21 protein-coding genes and 1 riboswitch are annotated in these 22,361 nt (G+C 70.8%); of the genes, 14 read left to right on the top strand and 7 right to left on the bottom strand.

Going from position 1 to position 22,361, the window contains the following annotated elements:
- Nucleotides 1-9 precede the first annotated feature (9 nt).
- Entirely contained in the window at nucleotides 10-174 is a 165-nt protein-coding gene (locus tag ABZT47_RS20920) for a LuxR C-terminal-related transcriptional regulator (RefSeq protein ID WP_307837838.1), read from the top strand.
- 92 nt (nucleotides 175-266) lie between these two features.
- Here the strand turns inward: ABZT47_RS20920 and ABZT47_RS20925 are convergent, their stop codons facing one another.
- Nucleotides 267-1,217, bottom strand: coding sequence for an NlpC/P60 family protein (locus ABZT47_RS20925; protein WP_354844333.1), 951 nt, complete (start codon nucleotides 1,215-1,217; stop codon nucleotides 267-269).
- 131 nt (nucleotides 1,218-1,348) lie between these two features.
- Nucleotides 1,349-1,544, bottom strand: a riboswitch (cyclic di-AMP (ydaO/yuaA leader).
- A 381-nt stretch (nucleotides 1,545-1,925) separates the two neighbouring features.
- Here ABZT47_RS20925 and ABZT47_RS20930 point away from each other — a divergent pair.
- The 7 genes from ABZT47_RS20930 (at nucleotide 1,926) to ABZT47_RS20960 (ending at nucleotide 10,041) form a co-directional block, all read left to right on the top strand.
- Nucleotides 1,926-2,471, top strand: coding sequence for an amino-acid N-acetyltransferase (locus ABZT47_RS20930; protein ID WP_354844336.1), 546 nt, complete (start codon nucleotides 1,926-1,928; stop codon nucleotides 2,469-2,471).
- 115 nt (nucleotides 2,472-2,586) lie between these two features.
- Complete coding sequence (locus ABZT47_RS20935; RefSeq protein WP_354844339.1) at nucleotides 2,587-3,945, top strand: RDD family protein; 1,359 nt, start codon at nucleotides 2,587-2,589, stop codon at nucleotides 3,943-3,945.
- Between the two features lie 169 nt (nucleotides 3,946-4,114).
- Nucleotides 4,115-4,840 (top strand): RDD family protein, encoded by a 726-nt coding sequence (locus ABZT47_RS20940; RefSeq protein ID WP_354844342.1) that lies wholly within the window; start codon nucleotides 4,115-4,117, stop codon nucleotides 4,838-4,840.
- 289 nt (nucleotides 4,841-5,129) lie between these two features.
- On the top strand, nucleotides 5,130-5,288 hold the full coding sequence (locus ABZT47_RS20945; RefSeq protein ID WP_354844345.1) for a hypothetical protein: 159 nt from the start codon (nucleotides 5,130-5,132) through the stop codon (nucleotides 5,286-5,288).
- 138 nt (nucleotides 5,289-5,426) lie between these two features.
- Entirely contained in the window at nucleotides 5,427-5,759 is a 333-nt protein-coding gene (locus ABZT47_RS20950; protein WP_354844348.1) for an Lsr2 family protein, read from the top strand.
- Between the two features lie 312 nt (nucleotides 5,760-6,071).
- Nucleotides 6,072-8,618 (top strand): ATP-dependent Clp protease ATP-binding subunit, encoded by a 2,547-nt coding sequence (locus ABZT47_RS20955; RefSeq protein WP_354844351.1) that lies wholly within the window; start codon nucleotides 6,072-6,074, stop codon nucleotides 8,616-8,618.
- Nucleotides 8,619-9,096: 478 nt separating this feature from the next.
- Nucleotides 9,097-10,041: a TIM barrel protein gene (locus ABZT47_RS20960; RefSeq protein ID WP_354844354.1), complete on the top strand. Its 945-nt coding sequence runs from the start codon at nucleotides 9,097-9,099 to the stop codon at nucleotides 10,039-10,041.
- 50 nt (nucleotides 10,042-10,091) lie between these two features.
- Here the strand turns inward: ABZT47_RS20960 and ABZT47_RS20965 are convergent, their stop codons facing one another.
- A complete protein-coding gene (locus tag ABZT47_RS20965) occupies nucleotides 10,092-10,958 on the bottom strand; it encodes an A/G-specific adenine glycosylase (protein ID WP_354844357.1) in 867 nt (288 codons plus the stop codon).
- A gap of 314 nt (nucleotides 10,959-11,272) precedes the next feature.
- On the opposite strand from ABZT47_RS20965, the gene ABZT47_RS20970 reads away from it, so the two are divergent.
- A complete protein-coding gene (locus ABZT47_RS20970) occupies nucleotides 11,273-12,013 on the top strand; it encodes a hypothetical protein (RefSeq protein WP_354844360.1) in 741 nt (246 codons plus the stop codon).
- Nucleotides 12,014-12,054: 41 nt separating this feature from the next.
- Here ABZT47_RS20970 and disA read toward each other — a convergent pair whose 3' ends face one another.
- The 5 genes from disA to ABZT47_RS20995 all read right to left on the bottom strand — a co-directional run bounded on the left by disA (nucleotide 12,055) and on the right by ABZT47_RS20995 (nucleotide 16,211).
- Nucleotides 12,055-13,131, bottom strand: a complete 1,077-nt coding sequence (disA, locus tag ABZT47_RS20975) for a DNA integrity scanning diadenylate cyclase DisA (RefSeq protein ID WP_354844363.1) — start codon at nucleotides 13,129-13,131, stop codon at nucleotides 12,055-12,057.
- Between the two features lie 68 nt (nucleotides 13,132-13,199).
- Nucleotides 13,200-14,630 (bottom strand): DNA repair protein RadA, encoded by a 1,431-nt coding sequence (radA, locus tag ABZT47_RS20980; protein ID WP_354844366.1) that lies wholly within the window; start codon nucleotides 14,628-14,630, stop codon nucleotides 13,200-13,202.
- 88 nt (nucleotides 14,631-14,718) lie between these two features.
- Nucleotides 14,719-15,033 carry a thioredoxin gene (gene trxA / locus ABZT47_RS20985; RefSeq protein WP_354844369.1) on the bottom strand — a complete coding sequence of 105 codons (315 nt, stop codon included), beginning with the start codon at nucleotides 15,031-15,033 and terminating at the stop codon, nucleotides 14,719-14,721.
- A complete protein-coding gene (locus ABZT47_RS20990; protein ID WP_354844372.1) occupies nucleotides 15,030-15,413 on the bottom strand; it encodes a MerR family transcriptional regulator in 384 nt (127 codons plus the stop codon). Before ABZT47_RS20990 ends, trxA begins: the two co-directional genes overlap by 4 nt.
- Nucleotides 15,414-15,512: 99 nt before the next feature.
- Nucleotides 15,513-16,211, bottom strand: a complete 699-nt coding sequence (locus ABZT47_RS20995) for a class I SAM-dependent methyltransferase (RefSeq protein WP_354844375.1) — start codon at nucleotides 16,209-16,211, stop codon at nucleotides 15,513-15,515.
- A 106-nt stretch (nucleotides 16,212-16,317) separates the two neighbouring features.
- Between ABZT47_RS20995 and ABZT47_RS21000 the strand changes: the two genes are divergently transcribed.
- From ABZT47_RS21000 to ABZT47_RS21020, 5 genes are all read left to right on the top strand, one after another.
- Entirely contained in the window at nucleotides 16,318-17,133 is an 816-nt protein-coding gene (locus tag ABZT47_RS21000; RefSeq protein WP_354844378.1) for a sugar phosphate isomerase/epimerase, read from the top strand.
- Nucleotides 17,134-17,190: 57 nt separating this feature from the next.
- Nucleotides 17,191-17,967, top strand: coding sequence for a TetR family transcriptional regulator (locus tag ABZT47_RS21005; protein WP_354844381.1), 777 nt, complete (start codon nucleotides 17,191-17,193; stop codon nucleotides 17,965-17,967).
- A gap of 178 nt (nucleotides 17,968-18,145) precedes the next feature.
- Nucleotides 18,146-20,293 (top strand): heterodisulfide reductase-related iron-sulfur binding cluster, encoded by a 2,148-nt coding sequence (locus ABZT47_RS21010; RefSeq protein ID WP_354844384.1) that lies wholly within the window; start codon nucleotides 18,146-18,148, stop codon nucleotides 20,291-20,293.
- Between the two features lie 140 nt (nucleotides 20,294-20,433).
- On the top strand, nucleotides 20,434-21,255 hold the full coding sequence (locus ABZT47_RS21015; RefSeq protein WP_354844387.1) for a hypothetical protein: 822 nt from the start codon (nucleotides 20,434-20,436) through the stop codon (nucleotides 21,253-21,255).
- On the top strand, nucleotides 21,252-22,334 hold the full coding sequence (locus ABZT47_RS21020) for a glycosyltransferase (RefSeq protein ID WP_354844390.1): 1,083 nt from the start codon (nucleotides 21,252-21,254) through the stop codon (nucleotides 22,332-22,334). The genes ABZT47_RS21015 and ABZT47_RS21020 overlap by 4 nt, the downstream gene beginning before the upstream one ends.
- The last annotated feature ends 27 nt before the right edge of the window (nucleotides 22,335-22,361 follow it).

The raw sequence follows: 22,361 nt of genomic DNA on the forward strand, positions 1-22,361 counted from the left end.
GATCTTCTCTTGCTCGCCGAACTGGCCAAGGGCGTGACCGTCGACAGAGTGGGACGCAGGCTCGACGTGAGCGGCCGCACCGTACGACGCCGCCTGCGCGGCATCTGCGACCGCATAGGCGTCGCCACGGCCATCGAGGCCGTGGCCTGGGCGGCGCGGCGCCGCCTCATCTGAGGTCGCACCGTCCGAGGCAGGGGTACCTCGTCCCGGCGCGAGGCGGCGTCACCGTACCGGCGGCCGCCTCGTCCGGCGTGCGCGCCGTGGCGCTAGTCGGCGATGCGCACGCCGCCGGCGAACGGGCGGTTGCCGAGCGGGACCACCCGCACGACATCACCGGTGCGCGGTGCGTGCACCATCATGCCGCCGCCGATGTAGATGCCGACGTGGTGCAGGTCGCTGTAGAAGAAGACCAGGTCGCCGGGGCGCAGGTCCTCGCGGGAGATGTGGGTCCCCGCGGTCCACTGGTCGCCGGTGTAGTGCGGCAGGCTGATGCCGACCTTCTGGTAGGCCCACAGGACCAGACCGGAGCAGTCGAAGGTGCTCGGCCCCGCGGCGCCCCAGACGTACGGCTTGAGCTGCTGCGTCAGCGCCCACCTGGCGGCCTGGGCGGCCTTGCCCTCGCCCGGGATCGGGATCTCGATCCTGGTGGCCCGGCCGTACCCGCCGGCCTGCGACAGCGCGCGCTTGAACAGGCTGCCCTCGGTCTTGGCGACCAGGCCGCGGATCTTGTCACGCTGGGAGGACAGGTCGGAGACGAGCTTCTTGACCTCGGCCTCGCGGGCCTTGGCGCCGGCCTTGGCGCGCTCGGCGGTCGCCATCGCCTTGCCGATCTGGGCGACCTCCTCGCCCTGCTGCAGCTGCAGGGCGTAGGTCGTGGCCACGCGGTCGAGGTAGGCGTCGGGGTCGCCGGACATGGCGAGGGTCAGCGGCGAGCCGAGACCGCCGGTCATGTAGGCGTCCTGGGCGTACATGCCGGCTCTGGCGCGCTTGGCCTCCAGGTCGGCCTCGCTCTTGGAGAGGGTCTTCTTGGCGAGTTCGGCCGAACGCTGCGCCTGCTTGAGGCGCTCCTTCTGGCCGTTGTACTGCTCGGTGAGCGACTCGATCTGGTTGTAGAGGTGCTCGACCTGGTTCTTCAGGTCGTTGAGGCTGGGCTTGGGCTCGGCCGTCGCGGACACCAGAGGCGAGCCGAAGGTCACGGCCATCAGCGCGGCGGTCACCAGCGCGATGCGGCGGGGAAGGCGCGAGGACGCACCGGAGGCGCTCCCGAAGCGGGAATGGGCACCGCGTTCTCGCCCGCGGGCGTGCCTGCCCGCGCTCTTTCCAGGCGTGCGCCTAGGCTGCACCAAAAAGCTCCTCTCCTCGGACGCCTACCGGGTTAGCTGACGGGTTCGGGCCGGAGCAGCCCTACCGAGCACGTGACCATGGAGGATCGCGATGCCTCCCTCTCGGATTCACCCCAGGGGTGGCGGGTCGCCGGGGGACCTCCCCCGGACCCACCTTTGGGTCCCCGGTTTCCCGCCGTTCGGATGGGGCGGGAATTAGGCGGTGCGGTCGCCGCGGAACGACGACCGACATTGACGCTGGACATTAGTCCAGTTCAGGTTCCTGCTCAACCAGAACTGCGAATTCTGTTGAGGTTCCACAACCGGCGCGTCACGGAAAGATCACGCCGGTGGAAGTCCCGCACCCGTTCCGAGCTGCGGTTACCCGGCCCGCGGGCAGGGGCTCGAAGAAAAGCCGCAGGTCAAAGAGCATCTCGCGCGCCACGCTCCCAGACCTTCCCGCGGCGCGCACCGACCGCGTGCGCCGGATCACGCTCCGTGATGGCGACGCGAATTGGCAGGTATTTCGGACAGTCCGTTATCGGGGGGCCTCGGCACGGCGTCGAACGCCGCCCCGCCGGTGGGCGGATACGCTGACGCGTCATGAGGCAGGCCGCGCAGCGCCCGTCCGCCGAGGGCGCGCCCGCCGTCCGGCGGGCCCGCACCTCCGACGTGCGGACGATCAGGAAATTGGTCGACACCTACTCCGGCGACGGGCCGCGCCTGCTGCGCAAGGCGACCGTGACCCTGTACGAGGACGTCCAGGAGTTCTGGGTGGCCGAGCGAGACGGCATGGTCGTGGGCTGCGGCGCGCTCCACGTGCTCTGGGAGGACCTGGCGGAGATCCGCACGGTCGCCGTCGACGCCGGCTGCCGCGGCATGGGCATCGGCCACATGATCGTCGCGGCGCTCATCGACGCCGCCCGCCGGCTGGAGGTCCAGCGGGTCTTCTGCCTGACCTTCGAGGTCGAGTTCTTCGGCAGGCACGGTTTCGTCCCCATCCAGGGCACGCCCGTCTCCCCCGAGGTCTACGCCGAACTCCTGGACTCCTACGACGAGGGCGTCGCCGAGTTCCTCGACCTGGAGCACGTCAAGCCGAACACCCTGGGCAACACGCGGATGTTGCTGCATGTGAATCCGCGATCCTGACCTTCGGAGTGACGGAATGGAAAGGTGACTGTTGATCCCGCTGTCGCTACCTTGGCAACACCACGGCACGTGCGCCTGACAGAGGCCACGTGCGAAGCCGAAGTGAGGTGACACGGTGAGCACCGGACAGCCGCCGTACCCACGCGACGAGCCGGACGAGGGTCATTCGTCAACCGGCTCTCCGCAATATGGGCAGCAGAACCCCCCGGGCATCGATCCGGAGGTGACCGTCGTCCACCGTCCCCAGCCGGCCTCGGAGCACTCCGCCTACCCCCAGCAGGGCTATGGCCAGCAGGGAGCCTACGGCCAGCAGGCAGGGACGGGAGCCTACGGCCAGCCGGGCGCCTACGGCCAGCAGGGTGGAACCGGAGCCTACGGCCAGCCTTCCCACCCCCAGCAGGGGCAGGGCTACGGGCAGCAGCAGTACGGCCAGCAGGCCCAGCAGGGCCAGCAGCAGTACGGGCAGCAGCCCCAGCAGTACGGTCAGCAGGCGTACGGTCAGGAGGCCCAGCAGGGCTACGGCCAGCAGGGCCAGTCGTCGTCCTATGGCCAGCCGCAGTACGGCCAGCAGACCGGCGGCTACGCCCAGCCGCAGGGCTACGGGCAGCAGCAGTACGGCCAGCAGGCCCAGCAGGCCCAGCAGGGCCAGCAGCAGTACGGCCAGCCGGAGGCCCAGCAGGGCTACGGCCAGCAGGGCCAGTACGGCCAGCAGGACGCGCAGCAGGCGTACGGCCAGCAGGCCCAGTACGGCCAGCAGCAGTACGGGCAGCAGCCGTACGGCCAGCCGCAGTATGGGCAGCAGGCCGGCCACGACCAGCAGGGCTACGGGCAGCAGCACGCCCAGCAGGCGCCGCCGTACGGGGCGGCCTACGGCCAGCAGGGCTACGGCCAGCAGTACGGCCAGCAGGGCTACGGCCCGGCCGGCTACCAGCAGGGCTACCCGGCCACCGGCACGCAGCCTCCGGGCGCCCCCGCCCCGCTGGCCGAGTGGTGGCAGCGCCTGGTGGCCCGCATCATCGACATCGTCATCATCGTGATCCCGTACGTGATCCTCAACGCCGTGCTGGCGGCGCTCATCGTCACCGCGCCGAGCTTCGACCCCGCGACGGGCGCGATCAGCCCGGGCGGCGGCGTGTTCCTGGCCAGCCTGCTGACGGCGATCCTGGCCGGGCTGGTCTGGGTCGGCTACGAGTTCCTGATGACCAAGCAGCGTGGCCAGACGGTCGGCAAGATCGTCATGGGCATCAAGATCGTCCCAGTGGGCGGCGGCGTCGAGGGCGGGCTCGCCTCGGACGTCGCGATCAAGCGCGCCGGCGTCCTGTGGGGCTTCGAGTTCCTCGCGTGGGTCCCGGTCGTGGGCCTGGTCACGTGGGTGTTCTACCTGGTGAACGTCCTGTGGCAGTTCTGGGACAAGCCGCTGCAGCAATGTCTGCACGACAAGGTCGCCAAGACCGTCGTCGTGAAGATCAAGTAAGCGGCGCGCGCTCGGGGCCGGGGGTGATCCCCCGGCCTCGTTTGCTATATGCGACCGATCCGGCGCACACGTGGCGGCCGAATCGGCGAAAAGGTAACGGACATACCCCTACATGCGATAGGACCTTGCACGAACCGCAGCTTCCTTCGCAGTCGCGAAAGGTGACGAAATGACGGCAGAACCACCCCCCGGCGGTTACGATCCGCAGGGCCCGGGCCAGCCATACGGCAACCCCCAGGGTGGCGGCTATGGCGCCCCTCAGGGCGGCTATGGCGCTCCCCAGGGCGGCTACGACGCCCCCCAGGGGGGCTACGGTGCACCCCAGAGCGGGTACGGCGCACCCCAGGGCTACAACGCCCCCTACGGCGGCCCCCAGGGCGCGCCGCTTCCTCCGGGCGCTCCCGCGCCGCTGGCCGAGTGGTGGGAGAGGTGGGTCGCCCGGATCATCGACATGCTGATCTTCGGCGTCGTCTACTTCATCCTGAACCTCATCCTCTCCCCGATGTTCGTGCCGTCGACGGAGGAAATTCTCGCCAACCCCGGTGTGGCGGTCTCCTCCTCCTTCGTCCCCGGCCTGGTCTCGGCGATCATCGCCTACGGCGCGTACGCCGCCTATGACTACGTGCTGCATTCCAAGGACGGGCAGACCATCGGCAAGAAGGTCATGAAGATCCGCCTCGTCGGCGTCGGCGGCGCTCCGGTGGATTCGTCGGCGTTGATGAAGCGCTCGGCTATCTACCCCGGCGTGCTGGTGCTGTACGGCATTCCCTTCCTCGGCGTCCTGTCGGGCATCTTCGTCCTCGTCCTCGGCGTGCTTATCCTCACCGACAAGCCGCTACAGCAGGGCCTGCACGACAAGCTCGCGGGCACGGTTGTGGTCAAGGCTCCCCGCTGAGATCAGCTTTATTGACGGGACGGCCGCGACGCGGCCGTCCCGTCCGTGTTTTCCGGCGGATCCGCCTTTCCCGGGCCATCCGGTAAGACGCCTGGAGAGACGGAGAATGCTGTGGAACGGTCCTTCGCGGCTTTGGCCCCCGGCCCCGCAACCCCCGCTGACCTCCTGTGGGGATAGAGTCGGACCGTGACTCCCGGATGAGCGGGCCGTGGTACAGAGCGCGGGAGTCTCGTGTGACAATTAACGTGGGAGGGGCGCTGAATGCCCACCCCGCGTGGAGCGAGGATCAATGAACGATGTATTGTCCGCGTTGATACCACCCTTGGTGGTCGCCGCGGTGGTCATCATCGCGGTCGTCAAGCTGTTCCGTTCCGAAGCGGGGGGCCGGCGTCAGGAGGCGGAGTCCTCGGAGAAGTCATCTGAGGCATCTGAGGCTTCTTCCGACTGACCGGAGGGCCCGGCGCCGCCGCTCCTCTTGTACCTGTGGGTTCCATGAGAACCTGTGGGTTCCGTGAATTGTCAGCCGGGGTTACCGGGTATATCTTTGGCTGGCGAATCGAACAATGCTCTGCGAAAGGATTGCCAGATGGCCACGCAGATCCAGAAGATACTCATCGACGACCTCGATGGTGGCGAGGCCAATGAGACTGTCACCTTCGCGATTGATGGCTCCGCTTACGAGATTGACCTGAGCGGCGACAACGCCAAGAAGCTACGCGAGGCGCTGTCGGCTTTCGTGTCCAATGCCCGCCGGGCGGAGGGCGCCGCCACCCGGGGTCGCAAGCGGGGCGGCGGCCAGCGTCCGTCCCGGGAAAAGAGCTCGGAGATCAGGGCGTGGGCGAAGGCCCACGGGATCTCCGTCAGTGAGCGCGGTCGTATTGCCTCCTCTGTGGTCGAGCAGTACGAAGCGGCACACTGACGAGCTCTTTGTGGATCACTCGGCTATGGCGGTGACCAGTCAGGAATCGCCGCCATAGCCGCATGATCGTGTTTTCCGAGCGTGATCGTCCGGGGCGCGGCCCGGGGGTACACGTAAAACGGCGATGTTAAACGTCGTTCGCTTGCGGCGTAGCGGGAACATGTGACCCCCCAACAGTAGTTGGATGGAGCGTGAACGCCCTGCTCTCGGGGAACGTCTCCTGTCTAGAGCGGTCACCGGTCGGGGCTAGCATGCGGATGCGGCGGGCCCGGATATCCCGAGCTGCCTGACCGCTCTGTGAGGAGCGACGAGATGTTCGAAAGGTTCACTGACCGCGCACGGCGGGTTGTCGTCCTGGCCCAAGAAGAGGCCCGGATGCTCAACCACAACTACATCGGCACTGAGCACATTCTTCTTGGCTTGATCCATGAGGGTGAGGGTGTTGCCGCCAAGGCTCTTGAGAGCCTCGGCATCAGTCTTGAAGGTGTGCGCCAGCAGGTCGAGGAGATCATCGGCCAGGGGCAGTCGGCGCCGTCGGGGCACATTCCGTTCACCCCGCGCGCCAAGAAGGTCCTTGAGCTGTCGCTCCGCGAGGCCTTGCAACTGGGTCACAACTACATCGGCACCGAGCACATCCTCTTGGGCCTCATCCGCGAGGGCGAGGGCGTTGCTGCTCAGGTGCTGGTGAAGCTTGGCGCAGATCTCAACAGAGTGCGCCAGCAGGTCATCCAGTTGCTCCACGGCTACCAGGGCAAGGAGCCGGCGGCGGCGGGAGGTACCCAGGAGTCCGCCCCCTCCACCTCTCTTGTGCTGGACCAGTTCGGCCGCAACCTGACCCAGGCCGCGCGTGAGGGCAAGCTCGACCCGGTGATCGGGCGCGACAAGGAGATCGAGCGGGTGATGCAGGTCCTGTCCCGCAGGACCAAGAACAACCCCGTTCTGGTCGGCGAGCCCGGCGTCGGCAAGACCGCCGTGGTGGAGGGCCTGTCCCAGAAGATCGTCAAGGGCGAGGTGCCCGAGACGCTGAAGGACAAGCAGCTCTACACGCTCGACCTCGGCGCGCTGGTGGCCGGCTCGCGCTACCGCGGCGACTTCGAAGAGCGCCTGAAGAAGGTCCTCAAGGAGATCCGCACGCGCGGCGACATCATCCTGTTCATCGACGAGCTGCACACGCTCGTCGGCGCGGGCGCCGCCGAGGGCGCGATCGACGCCGCCAGCATCCTCAAGCCGATGCTGGCCCGCGGCGAGCTGCAGACCATCGGCGCCACGACGCTCGACGAGTACCGCAAGCACCTGGAGAAGGACGCCGCGCTCGAGCGCCGCTTCCAGCCCATCCAGGTCGCCGAGCCCTCGCTGAGCCACACGATCGAGATCCTCAAGGGCCTGCGCGACCGTTACGAGGCGCACCACCGCGTGACGATCACCGACGCGGCGCTCGTGGCGGCGGCCCAGCTCGCCGACCGCTACATCAGCGACCGCTTCCTGCCCGACAAGGCGATCGACCTCATCGACGAGGCCGGCTCGCGCATGCGCATCCGCCGCATGACCGCGCCGCCGGACCTGCGCGAGTTCGACGAGAAGATCGCCCAGGTGCGCCGCGACAAGGAGTCCGCGATCGACGCGCAGGACTTCGAGAAGGCCGCCGCCCTCCGCGACCAGGAGAAGCAGCTCCAGCTCAAGCGCGACCGCCGCGAGAAGGAGTGGAAGGCCGGCGACATGGACGTCGTCGCCGAGGTCACCGAGGAGCTCATCGCCGAGGTCCTCGCGACGGCCACCGGCATCCCGGTCTTCAAGCTCACCGAGGAGGAGTCCCAGCGGCTGCTCCGCATGGAGGACGAGCTCCACAAGCGCATCATCGGCCAGGACGACGCCATCAAGGGCCTGTCCCGGGCGATCCGCCGCACGCGTGCGGGCCTGAAGGACCCGCGCCGTCCCGGTGGCTCGTTCATCTTCGCCGGCCCGTCCGGCGTCGGTAAGACCGAGCTGTCCAAGGCGCTCGCCGAGTTCCTCTTCGGGGACGAGGACGCGCTGATCATGCTGGACATGTCCGAGTTCATGGAGAAGCACACCGTCTCGCGGCTGTTCGGCTCCCCGCCCGGCTACGTCGGGTACGAGGAGGGCGGCCAGCTCACCGAGAAGGTCCGGCGCAAGCCGTTCTCCGTGGTCCTGTTCGACGAGATCGAGAAGGCCCACCCGGACATCTTCAACTCGCTGCTGCAGATCCTGGAGGACGGTCGCCTGACCGACGCCCAGGGCCGCGTCGTCGACTTCAAGAACACCGTCATCATCATGACGACCAACCTCGGCACCCGCGACATCTCCAAGGGCATCGGGGTCGGGTTCGCCAAGAGCAACGACGTCGAGGGCAACTACGACCGGATGAAGTCCAAGGTCCAGGAGGAGCTCAAGCAGCACTTCCGGCCCGAGTTCCTCAACCGCGTCGATGACGTCGTGGTGTTCCACCAGCTCACTCCGGCCGAGATCATCAAGATCGTCGATCTGATGCTGGCCCAGGTGGACGCCCGCCTCAAGGACCGCGACATGGGTCTGGAGCTCACCGACGCCGCCAAGCAGCTGCTGGCCGACCGCGGGTACGACCCCGTGCTCGGCGCCCGGCCGCTGCGCCGCACCATCCAGCGCGAGCTGGAGGACACGCTGTCGGAGAAGATCCTCTACGGCGACCTCCGTCCCGGTCAGGTCGTCAAGATCGCGACCGAGGGCGAGGGCGACGAGGCCACGTTCACCTTCGTCGGTGAGCAGAAGGCACAGCCCGAGATCCCCGACTCCGCGGCGGCCATCGCCGAGCCGGCGAGCAGCCGCGCCGGCGCCGCCGCCCGCCCGGCGGACCGCTCGGCCTAGTGATCGCTCGGCTTCGCACCGCGCGGCCGTGATGACCCCACGGTCATGACGGCCACGCGGTCGCGCGCCGGCTTCGGGCTCAGGTGACGGGCTTCCGCCACCAGGCAGGACATCGCCGCGGGACCCCTCGTGAGACCACCTCACGGGGGGTCCTTCGTATTTCATGAGATCACTTTGACCGTATCCGCTATGACACCACCGCAAGTAGTACTACACTCCGTAGAGCGAATCGGGTCAGAGTCGTGCCCACACGGCTCACAAGATCGACCGAGTGCGGTGAGCACCGCCGAGATCCCCCCACTGGTGTAGCGGGGGATCCGCTGCCGGGAGGACGCGGCGGCGGGTGCCGGCCGGGCAGACTCGGGCGAGCCAGGGCCGGATTCCTGGCAGGGAGGGCAATGCCGCGCGCGCCGAAACGGGCGCCCCGTGGCCATGAGGCCCGACAAGCGAACGCACGTACGCCTGGGAGGCACCCGAGATGCGCCTGTGTCATGAGGACGGCACGCTCGTTCACCTGTCCTACAACGCGGGCGTACACCCCGCCGAGGACCTGGAGAACCTGATCGCCCACCTCACGCGGTACGCCGTGCCCGTGCGCAAACGGCTCGGGGTCGACCGGCTCGGCATCGGCATGTGGCTGGCCCCGGCGGTGGCCGACCACCTCGTCGCCGACCGCATCGAGCTGGTGCGGCTGCGCCGCTCGCTGGAGGAGCGCGGCCTGGAGGTCGTCAGCCTCAACGGCGCGGGCGGCCGGGGCATGGGGCAGGACACCCCGGGGCCCGACTGGGCCAAGCCCGAGCGCTACCGCTACACGATGTCCCTGGCGCGCATCCTGGCCTTCCTGCTCCCCGAGGACGTCCGCTTCGGCAGCATCTCCACGATCCCGATCGGCTGGCGGCGCGATTGGCCCGCCGACCTGCACGCCATCGCCTCGCGGCGGCTGGACCGGCTCTCCCGCGAGCTGCGCGGCCTGCACAGCGTCACCGGCAAGACCATCAGGGTCGGCTTCCAGCCCTGGCCGGGCTGCGTGCTGGAGACCACCGAGCAGGCGGTCGAGCGGGTGTGCGGCATCGACTCCGAGTACCTCGGCGTCTGCCTGGACGCCTGCCACCTGACCTGCGGCGTCGAGGAGCCCGGCGCGGCCCTGCGCGGGGTCGCGGCGGCCGGCGCCTCGGTGGTCAAGCTCGGGCACGTGCACAACCACACCGGCGAGGCCCCGGCCACCGAGTCGATCCTCACCGACACCCTGACCGCCATCCTGTCGGGCCCGGCGGCCGCCGGCGCCCACATCGAGGTGGAGGCGCACGGGCTGGCCAGCCCCGCGAAGGGCAAGGGCCCCGCCGCCCTGGTCGCCACCCTCGCCGACGAGCTCGACTGGACCCGCCGCAACCTCACCGCCCTCGGCCTCAAACTCGCCGCCTGACCCCGACCTCCAAGCCCCCGCCACGGGCGGGTATGCGAGCGGCCCGGCGGTCAGGCGGGCAGGCGGTAGGCGTCGCCGGGGAGGGCCTCGGCCAGGCCGTCGGCGACCAGGCCGTCGAGGGCGCGCTCGCGCTGTACGGCGTCGTCCCAGACCACGTCCAGGGCGGCCTTGGGCACGGCGCCGTGTGCCTCCCGCAGGACGGCGAGCAGGCGTCCCCGGCACTGCCGGTCGGTGCCGGCGTAGGTCTGGCCGCGGCGCTCGGGGCCCTGGTAGGCGGGGCGGCCCGCCAGGCGCCAGGCGCAGGGGGCGGCGACCGGGCAGTCGGCGCACCGGGGCGCGCGCGCCGTGCAGACCAGCGCGCCGAGCTCCATGACCGCGACCGCCCAGCGCGGCGCGTCCAGAGGGGGGAGCAGCGACTCGGCCAGTTTGCGCTCGGCGGTCGTGGTGGCCTTCGGCGGGTACTCCTCGCCGCGTACGGCCCGGGCCAGCACCCGCCGCACGTTGGTGTCCAGCACCGCGTGGCTGCCGCCGAAGGCGAAGCTGGCGACCGCGGCGGCGGTGTAGTCGCCGACGCCGGGCAGAGCGCGCAGCGACTCGTAGCTCGACGGCACCCGCCCGCCGTGCTCGGCGGTGATCGCCCGGGCGCAGGCGTGCAGGTTGAGGGCGCGGCGCGGATATCCGAGGCGTCCCCAGTGGCGCACGGCCTCGCCGGGCGGCTCGGCGGCGAGCGCCGCGGGGGTGGGCCAGCGCCGCATCCACTCGTCCCACACCGGCAGGACGCGCACCACGGGCGTCTGCTGCAGCATGATCTCGCTCACCAGGATCGCCCACGGGCCGGCGTCCGGCCGCCGCCAGGGGAGGTCCCTGGCGTTCTCGGCGTACCAGTCGAGGATGGGGGCGTGCAGTCCGGTGGCCACGGGACCGAGCCTAACGGCCCTCCCGGGGGCGGCGGCTCGCGAAGCCTGCGCCGCTAGCGCGGTGACCACAGACGTTCGCCGGGCGCGGCTCTCCACCCTCGGCCACGTGCTGCAGTGATCGGCGCCGGGTCGGCGGGTCGTGGTACGGCGATGCCGGCGCCTGCCACGGCGTCCGAGCCGGTGAACGTTCGTGGACAACGCACTCGCTAGCGCGGGGCGATTGTGGTGGTTCGCCGGGAGTGGTGCGGTAGGGGGGCCGCCCGCGTCGGCGGGTCGTTACCCACCTGAGGGTCTGAACTCACCATACTGACTGTATGGATCCGGACACGTTCCGTGGCGATGTCGGCGTCGAGGGGCCGGAGGTCTACTGGCGCCGCCGGGTGTCGGTGCTCACCGGGGCGCTGGTCGTCGTGGCCGTGGTCGCGTGGGCCTGCTCCAGCGCCTCCGGGGGCGCGGGTCCCGGCGGGCGGCCGGTGACGGCCGCGTCCAGAGATCCGAGCCGGTCCCCGAGCGCGACGGCCTGGCCCACGGCGGCGCCGGTCCCGGGTTCGGCGGGGAAGACGGCCGGAGCCGGCGGGAACGAGGGAGACTCCCGGGTGGCGGGAGCGCCGCACGCCTCGCGGCCGCGCACGCCTTCGCCGAGCCCGCACCGTCCCCGCCGCCCGGGCGACCGGTGCGGCGACGCCGACCTGGTGATCAGCCTGCGCGGGCGGTCGGAGGTCTACTCCGGGGGGCGCTTCCCCAGGTTCCTGCTCACCGTGGTCAACATCGGCCGGTTCGACTGCACGGTGGACGTCGGGCCCCGCAAGGTCGAGGTGCGCGTCACCTCCGGCTCCGACCGCGTGTGGTCGACCGCCGACTGCGTGAGCGGCGAGGGCGCCGACGTGCGGCGACTGTCGCGCGGGGTGCCGCACGTGCGCATGGTCGGCTGGGACCGGCGCCGCTCGGGGCCCGACTGCCGCGCGGCCCGCCCGCGCGCCGGCAACGGCACCTACGTGGCGGCGGCGCGGCTGGGCGCGCTCAGGAGCCGCAAGGTCGTCTTCCACCTGCGCTGAGTGAGCCCTTCGGCGTCCCGGCCGCCGAGTCCACGCGCGGGTCAGACGTAGCGTTCGAGGATGGAGGCTTCGGCCAGGCGGGAGAGGCCCTCGCGTACGCTGCGCGCTCGCGACTCGCCGACGCCGCCCACCGACTGCAGGTCGTCGGTGCTGGCCGCCAGGAGCTTCTGGAGGCCGCCGAAATGGTCCACGAGCCGGTCCACGACGCTCGCGGGCAGCCGGGGGACCTTGGCCAGCAGGCGGAACCCCCGGGGGCTCACCGGGCTTTCCAGGGCCTCGGAGCCGGTGTGGCCGAGCACGTGGGCGACCGCCGTGAGGTCGAGCAGGTCGGAGGGGGACAGCAGGTCGAGCTCCGCCAGCGACTCGCCGACCCGGTGCGGCCCGGCGGGCAGGTAGTCGCGCATGATCAGGTCGCGGTCCTCCTCGACCCCGGCGACCAGCTCGGCGAGCTGGAGCGACAGCAGCCGGCCGTCGACGCCGAGTTCGACGACGTACCCCTCGATCTCGCCGGCGATGCGGCGCACCATCTCCAGCCGCTGGACGACGGCCGTCACGTCGCGCACGGTGACGAGGTCTTCGATCTCCAGGGCCGACAGCGTGCCGGACACCTCGTCCAGGCGCATCTTGTAGCGCTCTAGGGTCGCGAGCGCCTGATTGGCCCTGGACAGGATCGCCGCGGACTCCTCAAGGACGTAGCGGACGCCTTCGAGGTAGAGGGCGATGATGCGCATGGACTTGCTGATGGTGATGACCGGGTAGCCGGTCTGGCGCGCCACCCGCTGGGCGGTGCGGTGGCGGGTGCCGGACTCGTTGGTCGGCAGCGAGGAGTCGGGGACGAGGTGGACGGCCGCCCGCAGGATCTTGCGGCCCGCGCGGTCGAGCACGATGGCGCCGTCCATCTTGGCCAGCTCGCGCAGGCGCGTCGCGGAGAACTCCACGTCGAGGGTGAAGCCCCCCGTGCAGACCTCCTCGACCGTCTGGTCGTGGCCGAGCACGATCAGGCCGCCGGTGTGGCCACGCAGGATGCGCTCCAGGCCGTCGCGCAGCTCGGTGCCCGGAGCGAGCATCGCAAGCGTGGATCTTCGCCGTTCGTCGATCCCCTTGTTGGTGTTTGCCACAGGGCCCCCGCTGGTCGCTGACGTCGCCCAGTTTACCGGCGAAGAGGCGGCCGTACCCGGACGCCGCTTCAGGTTACGTGGGTGAGCGCGTCCCATACGTTCTCGGCTTCGGTGACGTCGAAACCTTGGGAGAAGGTGGTCGTGCGGACGGGCGGGCGGGAGACGGGCACCGGCCGCAGGGACTCCTTGCCGGCCGCCGCGATCGCGGAAGGGGCCTGGTCGAGGGAGCCGGCGGGGATCAGGGCGCGGGTGAAGCCCAGGCGGGCGGCCTCGGCGACCCGCCGGCGGACGTCCCTGACCGGGCGCAGCTCGCCGGCCAGGCCGACCTCGCCCAGCACGACGAGGCCGGGCGGCAGCGGACGGTCGCCCGCCGCGCTGGCCACGGCCAGCATCACGGCAAGATCGACCGCGGGGTCGTTCAGGCGGATGCCGCCGACGGTCGCGGTGAACACGTCGCAGCCGCTCAGCCTGGCGTTGAGCCGGCGTTCGAGCACCGCGAGGATCATCGTGACGCGGAAGGGGTCGAGGCCGGAGGACGAGCGGCGGGGCTGCTGGGCCTCGGTGGGGCCGACGAGCGCCTGCACCTCGGCGGGCAGCGGGCGGGTGCCCTCGACGGTCACGGTGACGCAGGTGCCGGGGACCGGCTCGGAGCGCCGCGAGACGAAAAGGCCGCTCGGGTCGGGCAGGCCGCGGATGCCGGCCTCGTCGAGGTCGAAGCAGCCGACCTCGTCGGTGGGGCCGAAGCGGTTCTTGATGCACCTGACCATGCGCAGCCGGGAGTGGCGGTCGCCCTCGAAGTGCAGGACGACGTCGACCAGGTGCTCGAGCACGCGGGGGCCCGCGATCGAGCCGTCCTTGGTGACGTGGCCGACCAGCACCGTGGACATGCCGCGCTCTTTGGCCAGCCGGACCAGGTTGCCGGTGACCTCGCGCACCTGGGTGACGCCGCCGGGCACGCCGGTGGCCTGGGAGGAGCCGATGGTCTGCACGGAGTCGACGATGAGCAGCCGCGGCTGGACCTTCTCGACATGGCTGACCAGCGCGGAAAGATCGGTCTCGGCGGCGAGGTAGAGCTGGTCCTGGATGGCGCCGATGCGGTCGGCGCGCATGCGCACCTGGGCCGAGGACTCCTCGCCGGTGATGTACAGCACCGTCTCGTGGCGGGCGATGCTGGCCGCGGCCTCCAGCAGCAGGGTGGACTTGCCGATGCCCGGCTCGCCGGCGAGCAGGACGACGGCGCCCGGGACCATGCCGCCGCCGAGCACGCGGTCGAGCTCGCCGACGCCGGTGCTGCGCGCGCGGGCGAACTCGGCCTTGACCTGGCCGATGGGCACGGCGGGCGCGGTGACCGCGCCGCCCTGGACGACGTGGACCCCGGCGCGGGCGCCCTCTTCGTCGACCGTGCCCCATGCCTGGCACTCGCCGCAGCGGCCCACCCACTTGGTGGTGCGCCAGCCGCATTCGGTGCAGCGGTAGCCGGCCTTCTGCGTCTTGGTCATGCGGGGCACGTTATCGGCTGGGGCCGACAAACCTCACCGCGCGCGCCTCCCGTCCCTCGGCGCCCGTCGCGTCACCCGAGGTGGAGGCTCAGAACTCGCCTTCGAGGTCGGCGAGCAGGAGCCGCTTGGGCTTGGCGCCGATCACCTGGCGCACCACCTCGCCGTCCCGGTAGAGGTTCAGGGTGGGAAGCCCCAGCACCCCGTAACGGGAGGCGATCTCGGGGTGGTCGTCGAAATTGATCTTCGCCACGGTCAGCCGGTCGCCGTACTCGGCGGCGATCTCCTCCAGGATGGGGGCCACCATGCGGCACGGCGGGCACCACTCGGCCCAGAAGTCCACCAGCACGGGCTTGTCGCTGCGCAGGACCTGCTCGTCGAAGTTCTCGGCGGTCAATGTGATCATGATCGTGCTCCTCCGGTTCTCAGCGCGCATCCCGGGCACGCTTCGGCGAACTGCGCCGCCACCTCGGCGCGGCGCGCCAGCAGGGTGCGGATCTGGTCGTCTATCTCGGCGAGCTTTCGCCGGTAGACCTCGACGGACTCGGGACAGGCGTCGCCGGACCGGTTGCCGGCCCGCAGGCACTCCACGAACGGGCGGGCGTCCTCCAGCGTGAACCCGACGGTCAGCAGCGAGCGGATCTCGGTGACGAGCCTCAGGTCGGACTCGTCGTACTCCCGGTACCCGTTGGTCGCGCGCCGCGCCGCGAGCAGCCCCTGCTGCTCGTAGTAGCGCAGCGCCCGCGTGCTGACCCCCGCCCGCCTCGCCAGTTCTCCGATGCGCATCGGCCCTCCCTGATCCGCGCTCACGCTAACCCTTGACGCCAACGTCAAGGTCAAGCCCGGCAGTCCCGGCCAGGGGTCGCCGCGGGCGCGGAGGCCGGGTCAGTACAGGCGCCAGCGAAGGACGTTGGGGTAGTCGAGCTCCAGCCCGGGGGTGCGCGCGATGGCCTCCTCGGCGACGGCGGGGGCGAACTCGATGCGCAGCACCGCCTCCAGGTCGGCGCGGGAGGTGAAGACCATGCGCAGGTCGAGCTCGCGGCGCAGCCATCCCTGGCGCGACCAGAACGCCTCGACGTCCTGCGCGGAGTAGGAGGGGACCGTGCGGCTGAACCAGTCGCCGAACGCCCCGCGGGTGGCGTCCAGGTCGACCACGAACGCCGCGCCGCCGCGCCGGACCACCCGCGACAGCTCGCGCAGGCCGGGCTCGCAGCCGGGCCCGAAGAAGTAGGCCCAGCGCGCCACCGCCACGTCGACGCAGGCGTCGGGCACCGGTAGGGCCTGGGCGGTGGCCGTGCGGACCGACACGCGGTCCAGGTCGCGGCAGCGTTCGGCGGCCAGCGCGGCCAGGCCCGAGTGCGGCTCGACGCCGACGACCTTGCTCGCGGTGGCGGCGTAGCCGGGCAGGTGGTAGCCGGTGCCGCAGCCGATGTCCAGCACGACGCCGCCGGTCCACGGCCGCAGGGCCGAGATGGCGGCGTCGACCGCCCCGTCGGGATCGACGGCGCGGTTCTCCAGTTCGTAGGTGCGGGGGGAGTTCCAGATGTTCGGGCTCGGTATGGCCCCCTCGACGATCCGCGCCATGGGGACACCGTAGACCAGGCAGGATGTCCCCCGGACCGTTGTGATCCTGCTTCCATCGCGGGTTGCGGAGCGCCACCTGGACGTGACCCGGCTTAGGCTGGCAGTTGTGACCGACGTCATCCGCGTCCCGAACGCCAAGATCGCCTTGTCCACCGCGTCGGTGTATCCGGAGCGCACTCCGGACGCCTTCGAGCTGGCCGCGCGCCTGGGATACGACGGTGTCGAGGTCATGGTCGGCGCCGACCCCGTGAGCCAGGACATCGACGTGCTCGAACGGCTCGTCGACCACTACCAGGTCCCGGTGCTGGCCGTGCACGCCCCCTGCCTGCTGGTCACCCAGCGGGTGTGGGGCCGCGACCCGTGGGCCAAGCTCGTGCGCGCACAGAAGGCCGCCGAGCGTCTCGGCGCGCAGACCGTCGTGGTCCACCCGCCGTTCCGGTGGCAGCGCGACTACGCCCGCGACTTCGAGACGGGCCTGGCCCGCATCCGCGAGGAGACCGACGTGGTCTTCGCGGTGGAGAACATGTTCCCGCTGCGCGCCCGCGGGACCGAGGTGGTCCCCTACTCTCCAGGCTGGAACCCGATCGACCAGGACTACCCGCAGGTCACGCTGGACCTCTCGCACACCGCCGTCTCCGGTTCCGACGCGCTGGAGATGGCCGAGAAGCTCGGCGACCGCCTGGCGCACCTCCACCTGGCCGACGGCGTCGGCACCACCAACAAGGACGAGCACCTGGTGCCGGGCAGGGGTGCCCAGCCCTGCGCGCGCATCCTCGAACGCCTGGCCACCGCCGGGTACGGCGGCCTCATCGTCCTTGAGATCAACACGCGCAAGGCGGCCGGGCGCACCGAGCGCATCGACGATCTGGCCGAGGGCCTGGCCTTCGCGCGGCTCCACTTCGCCGCCTCCTCGAACGCGTGATGGTTCCATGGGGGGCATGAGTCACAGAACGTCCGGTCACCCCCGCGGGGGGCCGAGGTGAGCGTGGCCGGCGAGGTCGGCGCGGACGGCAAACCCGCGGGCGCGCGCAAGCCGGGCGCCGAAAGCGCGCGGAACCCGGGCGCCGAGGGCACGCGCAAGCCGGGCGCCGAGGCCACGGGCAAACCGGGCGCCGTGGGCGCGCGGAAGCCGGGTGCCGAGGCCACGCGTAAGGCGGGCGCCGAGGGCGCGGCCTCCGGCGGCCGGCGGCCGGGCCGGCGGCGCGGCTCGGCGGACACCCGCGGCCAGATCGTGGCCGCCGCGCGGAAGATCTTCGCCGAGAAGGGGTACGACAAGGCGACGATCAGGGGCATCGCGCGCGAGGCCGAGGTCGATCCGGCCCTGGTCCACCACTACTTCGACACCAAAGAGGGCATTTTCGTCGAGGCGATGCAACTGCCGGTCGACCCGGGCACGATCATTCCCCTCATCCTCGAAGGGCCGCGCGAGGAGATCGGCGAGCGGCTGGTGCGGTTTCTGCTGACCATGACGGCCGACCCCGCCAACCGCGAGCCGATCCTGGCCATCCTGCGCAGCGCGATGACCAACGACCAGGTGCTGGTGACCATCCGCGAGTTCATGACCATGGCGGTGTTCAACCGGGTCGTGGAGAGGCTCGGCATCTCGCCGGTGCGCATGGAGGTCGGGTTCGCGCAGATGTTTGGCGTGGTGCTGATGCGGTACGTCCTCCGGTTGGAACCGCTGGCCTCGGCCGAGATCGACGAGCTGGTGGAGATCCTGGCCCCGACGCTCCAGCGCTATCTGGGCGACGACTGACCGGCGATCGGCAGAGCATTATCCAGAGCATTGTTCTAGCATCGGGTCCACCAAGGATGTCCGGCCCCTGCGTACCGGCGGTAAGTTACCGGCGAGTATCATTCGGGTTGGCCATGCCGTCACCGTGGATGACCGGTGTGTCTACGCTGGGCAGCCGACGCCATAGTTTGGAGGACCCGTGCTCCTTGTAGCGATCATCGGGCTGGTGATGACCGCCGTGGCGGTCACGCTCGCAGGTCGCCGCGTGCGCTGGCTCTACAGCCTCGCCACCAGCGGCCAGCCCGCGCCGGAGCGGGTGCGGTACGCCAAGGAGAACCTCGGCGCCGAGCTCAGGGCGCAGCTCGTCGAGGTGTTCGCCCAGCGGAAGCTGCTCAAGTGGACGCCGTCGGGCGTCGCGCACTTCGTGGTGTTCTGGGCGTTCGTGATCCTCGCCACGGTCTACCTGGAGGCGTACGGGGCGCTCATCCAGGGGGCGGTGACCGGCAGGCCCGACTTCCACATCCCGCTGGTCGGCACCTGGCCGGTCCTCGGCTTCCTCCAGGACCTCATCGCCGTCGCCTGCCTGGCCGGCCTGGCCGCCTTCGCCGTCATCCGCGTCAGGAACTCGCCGAAGAAGCTCGGGCGGGAGTCGCGCTTCTCCGGCTCCCACCTCGGCGGCGCGTGGCTCATCCTGTTCATGATCTTCAACGTGATCTGGTCGCTGTTCCTGTTCCGCGGCGCGGCGGTCAACACCGGCAACTTCCCCTACCGGTCGGGGGCCTTCGCCTCCGACGCCGCGGCCGCCCTGCTCCGCCCCCTCGGCGCGGGCGCCAACGAGCTGCTGGAGAAGGCCGGTCTGCTGCTGCACATCGGCGTCATGCTGGTGTTCCTGGTCATCGTGGTGAACTCCAAGCACCTGCACATCTTCACCGCCCCGCTGAACGTGGCGTTCTCCCGGCGCCCCGACGGCCTCGGCGCGGTGCCCGAGATGCGCAGCAACGGCAAGGCGCTCGACTTCGAGGAGGCCGACCCCGACACCGACGTCTTCGGCCGGGGCAAGATCGAGGACACCACGTGGAAGGGCTTCCTCGACTTCTACACCTGCACCGAGTGCGGCCGCTGCCAGTCGCAGTGCCCGGCGTGGAACACCGACAAGCCGCTCTCGCCCAAGATGCTGATCCTCGACCAGCGCGACCACGCCATGGCCATCGCCCCGTACCTGCTCGCCACCGAGGAGGAGCGGGCGAACCTGCCCGAGGACGTCCTGGCCCTGGCGGGCAAGCCGCTGGTCGGCGAGGAGGGCGTCATCCACCCCGACGTGCTGTGGTCGTGCACCAACTGCGGCGCGTGCGTCGAGCAGTGCCCGGTGGACATCGAGCACATCGACCACATCATCGACATGCGCCGCTACCAGGTCATGATCGAGTCGAGCTTCCCCTCCGAGGCGGGCGTCATGCTCAAGAACCTCGAGAACAAGGGCAACCCGTGGGGCGTGTCCGAGATGAAGCGCGCCGAGTGGATCGAGGAGCTGGCCGCGCGCGAGGTCGACCCCATCGAGGTCCAGGTCATCGACGAGAAGGTCCCCGACGACCTGGAGTACCTCTTCTGGGTCGGCTGCGCCGGAGCCCTTGAGGACCGCGCGAAGAAGACCACCAAGGCGGTCGCCGAGCTGCTGCACATCGCCGGGGTGAAGTTCGGCGTGCTCGGCCCGATGGAGGCCTGCACGGGCGACCCGGCCCGCCGCCTGGGCATGGAGTTCCTGTTCAACATGCTCGCCCAGCAGAACATCGAGACGCTGAACGAGGCCGGGGTCAAGAAGATCGTCGCCACCTGCCCGCACTGCTTCAACACCCTGGCCAACGAATACCCGCAGCTCGGCGGCATGTTCGAGGTGGTGCACCACACCCAGCTGCTGGCCAAGCTGGTCGAGGAGGGCAGGCTCACCCCGATCACCCCGATCGAGGAGAAGATCACCTACCACGACCCGTGCTTCCTCGGCCGCCACAACAAGGTGTACGCCCAGCCGCGCGACATCATGGCCAAGGTGCCGGGCGTCCAGACCCAGGAGATGCACCGCTGCAAGGACCGCGGCTTCTGCTGCGGCGCGGGCGGGGCGCGCATGTGGATGGAGGAGCGCATCGGCAAGCGCATCAACACCGAGCGGGTGGACGAGGCGCTGACCACCGACCCCGACACCGTCTCGACCGCGTGCCCGTTCTGCCTGGTCATGCTGGGCGACGCCATCAACGAGAAGAAGAACAACGGCCAGGCCAAGGAGTCCCTTGAGGTGGTCGACGTCGCGCAGCTCCTCGTCACCTCCGTGAAGGGCCGGCCGGTCACGGCCTGACGCCGCTCGACCCGGGACGTGACCTGCGGAAACGGCCCTGCCCATCCGGTGGTAGGCGGGGCCGGAAAACCTTTCTCCACATAACGGGGAAATCACGGTAACCTCAACGCGCGGGGCTCAATCGACGGGGAGGGGCTACGGTGCGCGTTGTCGTTACCGATGCCGAGGTCACCTTGGCCGACGTCCTCTCCCTCCGCGTGTCCATCGAGCACCCCCTCCCCGAGGGCACGCGGCTCGTCCTGCGCCAGCGGGGCACCGGAAGCGAGGCCAAGGTCGTGCTCGGCACGCCGGGAGCGGAGGCGCGCGAGGCCTCGGTCGCGGTGTCGCTGACCCCGCTCGGCCTGGCCCCCGGCCGGTGGGACACCTACCTCGAGCACGACGGCGGCCCCGGCGACGGCGAGCCCGCCCGGCGCACCCGCATGCACTGCGTCGATCCGGGCTTCTCACTAGACCGGCTGGACGCCTACGCGCTGAGCCGCCGCACCATGGCCTACCGCGCCTACCGCACCCTCAACGGCTACCTGGCGCTGAAGATCTCCCCCGCCGAGCCGGTCGCCGACGTGCGCGCGGTGTGGTTCCGCGAGGGCCGCTTCGAGGTCACCGGGCTGCTGGCCTACACCGGCTTCGACGACGACGACGCCCACCGCACCGCCCGCCTCGCCCTGCGCAGCACCTCCGGCCCCGACACGGCCGTGACCGCCGCCGCCACCGTGCAGGGCGTGCGTTTCCACGCGGCGCTGTCGCTGTGCGACGTGATCGCGGCCACGCCCGAGTACGAGGGGCTGTGGGCCCCGTCCCTGGAGGTGGACGGGCTGGAGACGCCGCTGCCGCTCGGGGCGCGCATCGACGATGTGGACGGCAAGCGCCGCCGCGTGCAGTATCCCGACACCAGCGTCGACGGCGTGCCGGTCCGGCCGTGCTACACCGTGGACGACGAGCTCCGTCTCGAGGTGGGCGGGTGAAGATCTGCTTTCTGGTCCCCTCCGCGTACGGCATGCGCGGCGACACGCGCGCGGTCCTCAACCTCGCGACCGAGCTGGCCGGCCGCCACGAGGTCGAGATCATCAGCGTCCGCAGGGTGCGCGAGGCGCCGTTCTTCCCGGTGGACCCGCGCATCGCGCTGCGCTGGCTGATCGACGCGCGCCCTGGGGTGCGCCATCTGCTGCCCCGCGGCCAGATGCGCACCGAGGTGGCGCTGTGGCGCACTCTGCGCGGCCTGCGCGGCGATGTGCTGGTGACCACCAGGCCCGGCCTCAGCGTCCAGGCCGCCCGGCACGTCCCCCGCGAGACCCTGCGCATCGCCCGCGAGTGGAGCCGCCCCGCGGTGCCCGCGCCCGTGCGGCGGTTCTATCCCAAGCTGGACGCCGTGGTGGCCTCCACCGAGGCGACCGGCGAAGAGATGATCCGCCTGCTGGACGGCGCCGGCGATCCGCCGGTGCTCGTCGTCCCCGACGCGCTGCCGCCGGCGCCCTGGCCGCGCTCGCGCATGGACAACCGCATCGTCTCGGCCGGCGGGCGGTGGCTGCCGGGCAAGTCGTTCGACCGGCTCATCCGCGCGTTCGCCATCGTGGCCGACAAGCGCCCCGACTGGCGGCTGCGCCTGTACGGCGGCGGCCCCGAGGAGAAGCGGCTGCGGGCGCTGGTCGGCGAGCTGAACCTGCACAACAACGTGTACTTCATGGGCACCACCCCTGATCTGCAGGGGGAGTTCGCCAAGGCGTCCATCGTGGCCGTCACCTCCCATGCCGAGACGCCGGGCATGACGGTCATCGAGGCGCTCGCCTGCGGCGTCCCGGTGGTGGGATTCGAGGGCGCCCGGGGGTTCGGGGAGTTCGTGACCCCCGGCCGCGACAGCGTGCTGGTGCCCTCGGGCGAGGGCGAGATCGGCGCGTACGCCTCGGCGCTGCTGGCGCTGATCGACGACGAGCGCCGGCGCATGGTGCTGGCGGCGGGGGCGCGCGAGTCGGCCGCGGAGCACGCCGCGCCGGCCATCGCCGCCCGCTGGGAGTCGCTGGTGGAGGGCCTGAGAGCCCGCGTCTGAGCAGCGCGGGAGCCATACCCCGAACAG

Source organism: Sphaerisporangium sp. NPDC005289 (assembly GCF_040607455.1).
Taxonomy (GTDB): Bacteria; Actinomycetota; Actinomycetes; order Streptosporangiales; family Streptosporangiaceae; genus Sphaerisporangium; species Sphaerisporangium rhizosphaerae.

Bases quoted from the DNA above. Each gene is read 5' to 3' on its own strand.
- ABZT47_RS20930 (WP_354844336.1), top strand. From the start codon at position 1,926: ATGAGGCAGGCCGCGCAGCGCCCGTCCGCCGAGGGCGCGCCCGCCGTC.
- ABZT47_RS20940 (WP_354844342.1), top strand. From the start codon at position 4,115: ATGACGGCAGAACCACCCCCCGGCGGTTACGATCCGCAGGGCCCGGGC.
- ABZT47_RS20945 (WP_354844345.1), top strand. From the start codon at position 5,130: ATGAACGATGTATTGTCCGCGTTGATACCACCCTTGGTGGTCGCCGCG.
- ABZT47_RS20950 (WP_354844348.1), top strand. From the start codon at position 5,427: ATGGCCACGCAGATCCAGAAGATACTCATCGACGACCTCGATGGTGGC.
- ABZT47_RS20955 (WP_354844351.1), top strand. From the start codon at position 6,072: ATGTTCGAAAGGTTCACTGACCGCGCACGGCGGGTTGTCGTCCTGGCC.
- ABZT47_RS20960 (WP_354844354.1), top strand. From the start codon at position 9,097: ATGCGCCTGTGTCATGAGGACGGCACGCTCGTTCACCTGTCCTACAAC.
- ABZT47_RS20970 (WP_354844360.1), top strand. From the start codon at position 11,273: ATGGATCCGGACACGTTCCGTGGCGATGTCGGCGTCGAGGGGCCGGAG.
- radA (WP_354844366.1), bottom strand. From the start codon at position 14,630: ATGACCAAGACGCAGAAGGCCGGCTACCGCTGCACCGAATGCGGCTGG.
- trxA (WP_354844369.1), bottom strand. From the start codon at position 15,033: ATGATCACATTGACCGCCGAGAACTTCGACGAGCAGGTCCTGCGCAGC.
- ABZT47_RS20990 (WP_354844372.1), bottom strand. From the start codon at position 15,413: ATGCGCATCGGAGAACTGGCGAGGCGGGCGGGGGTCAGCACGCGGGCG.
- ABZT47_RS20995 (WP_354844375.1), bottom strand. From the start codon at position 16,211: ATGGCGCGGATCGTCGAGGGGGCCATACCGAGCCCGAACATCTGGAAC.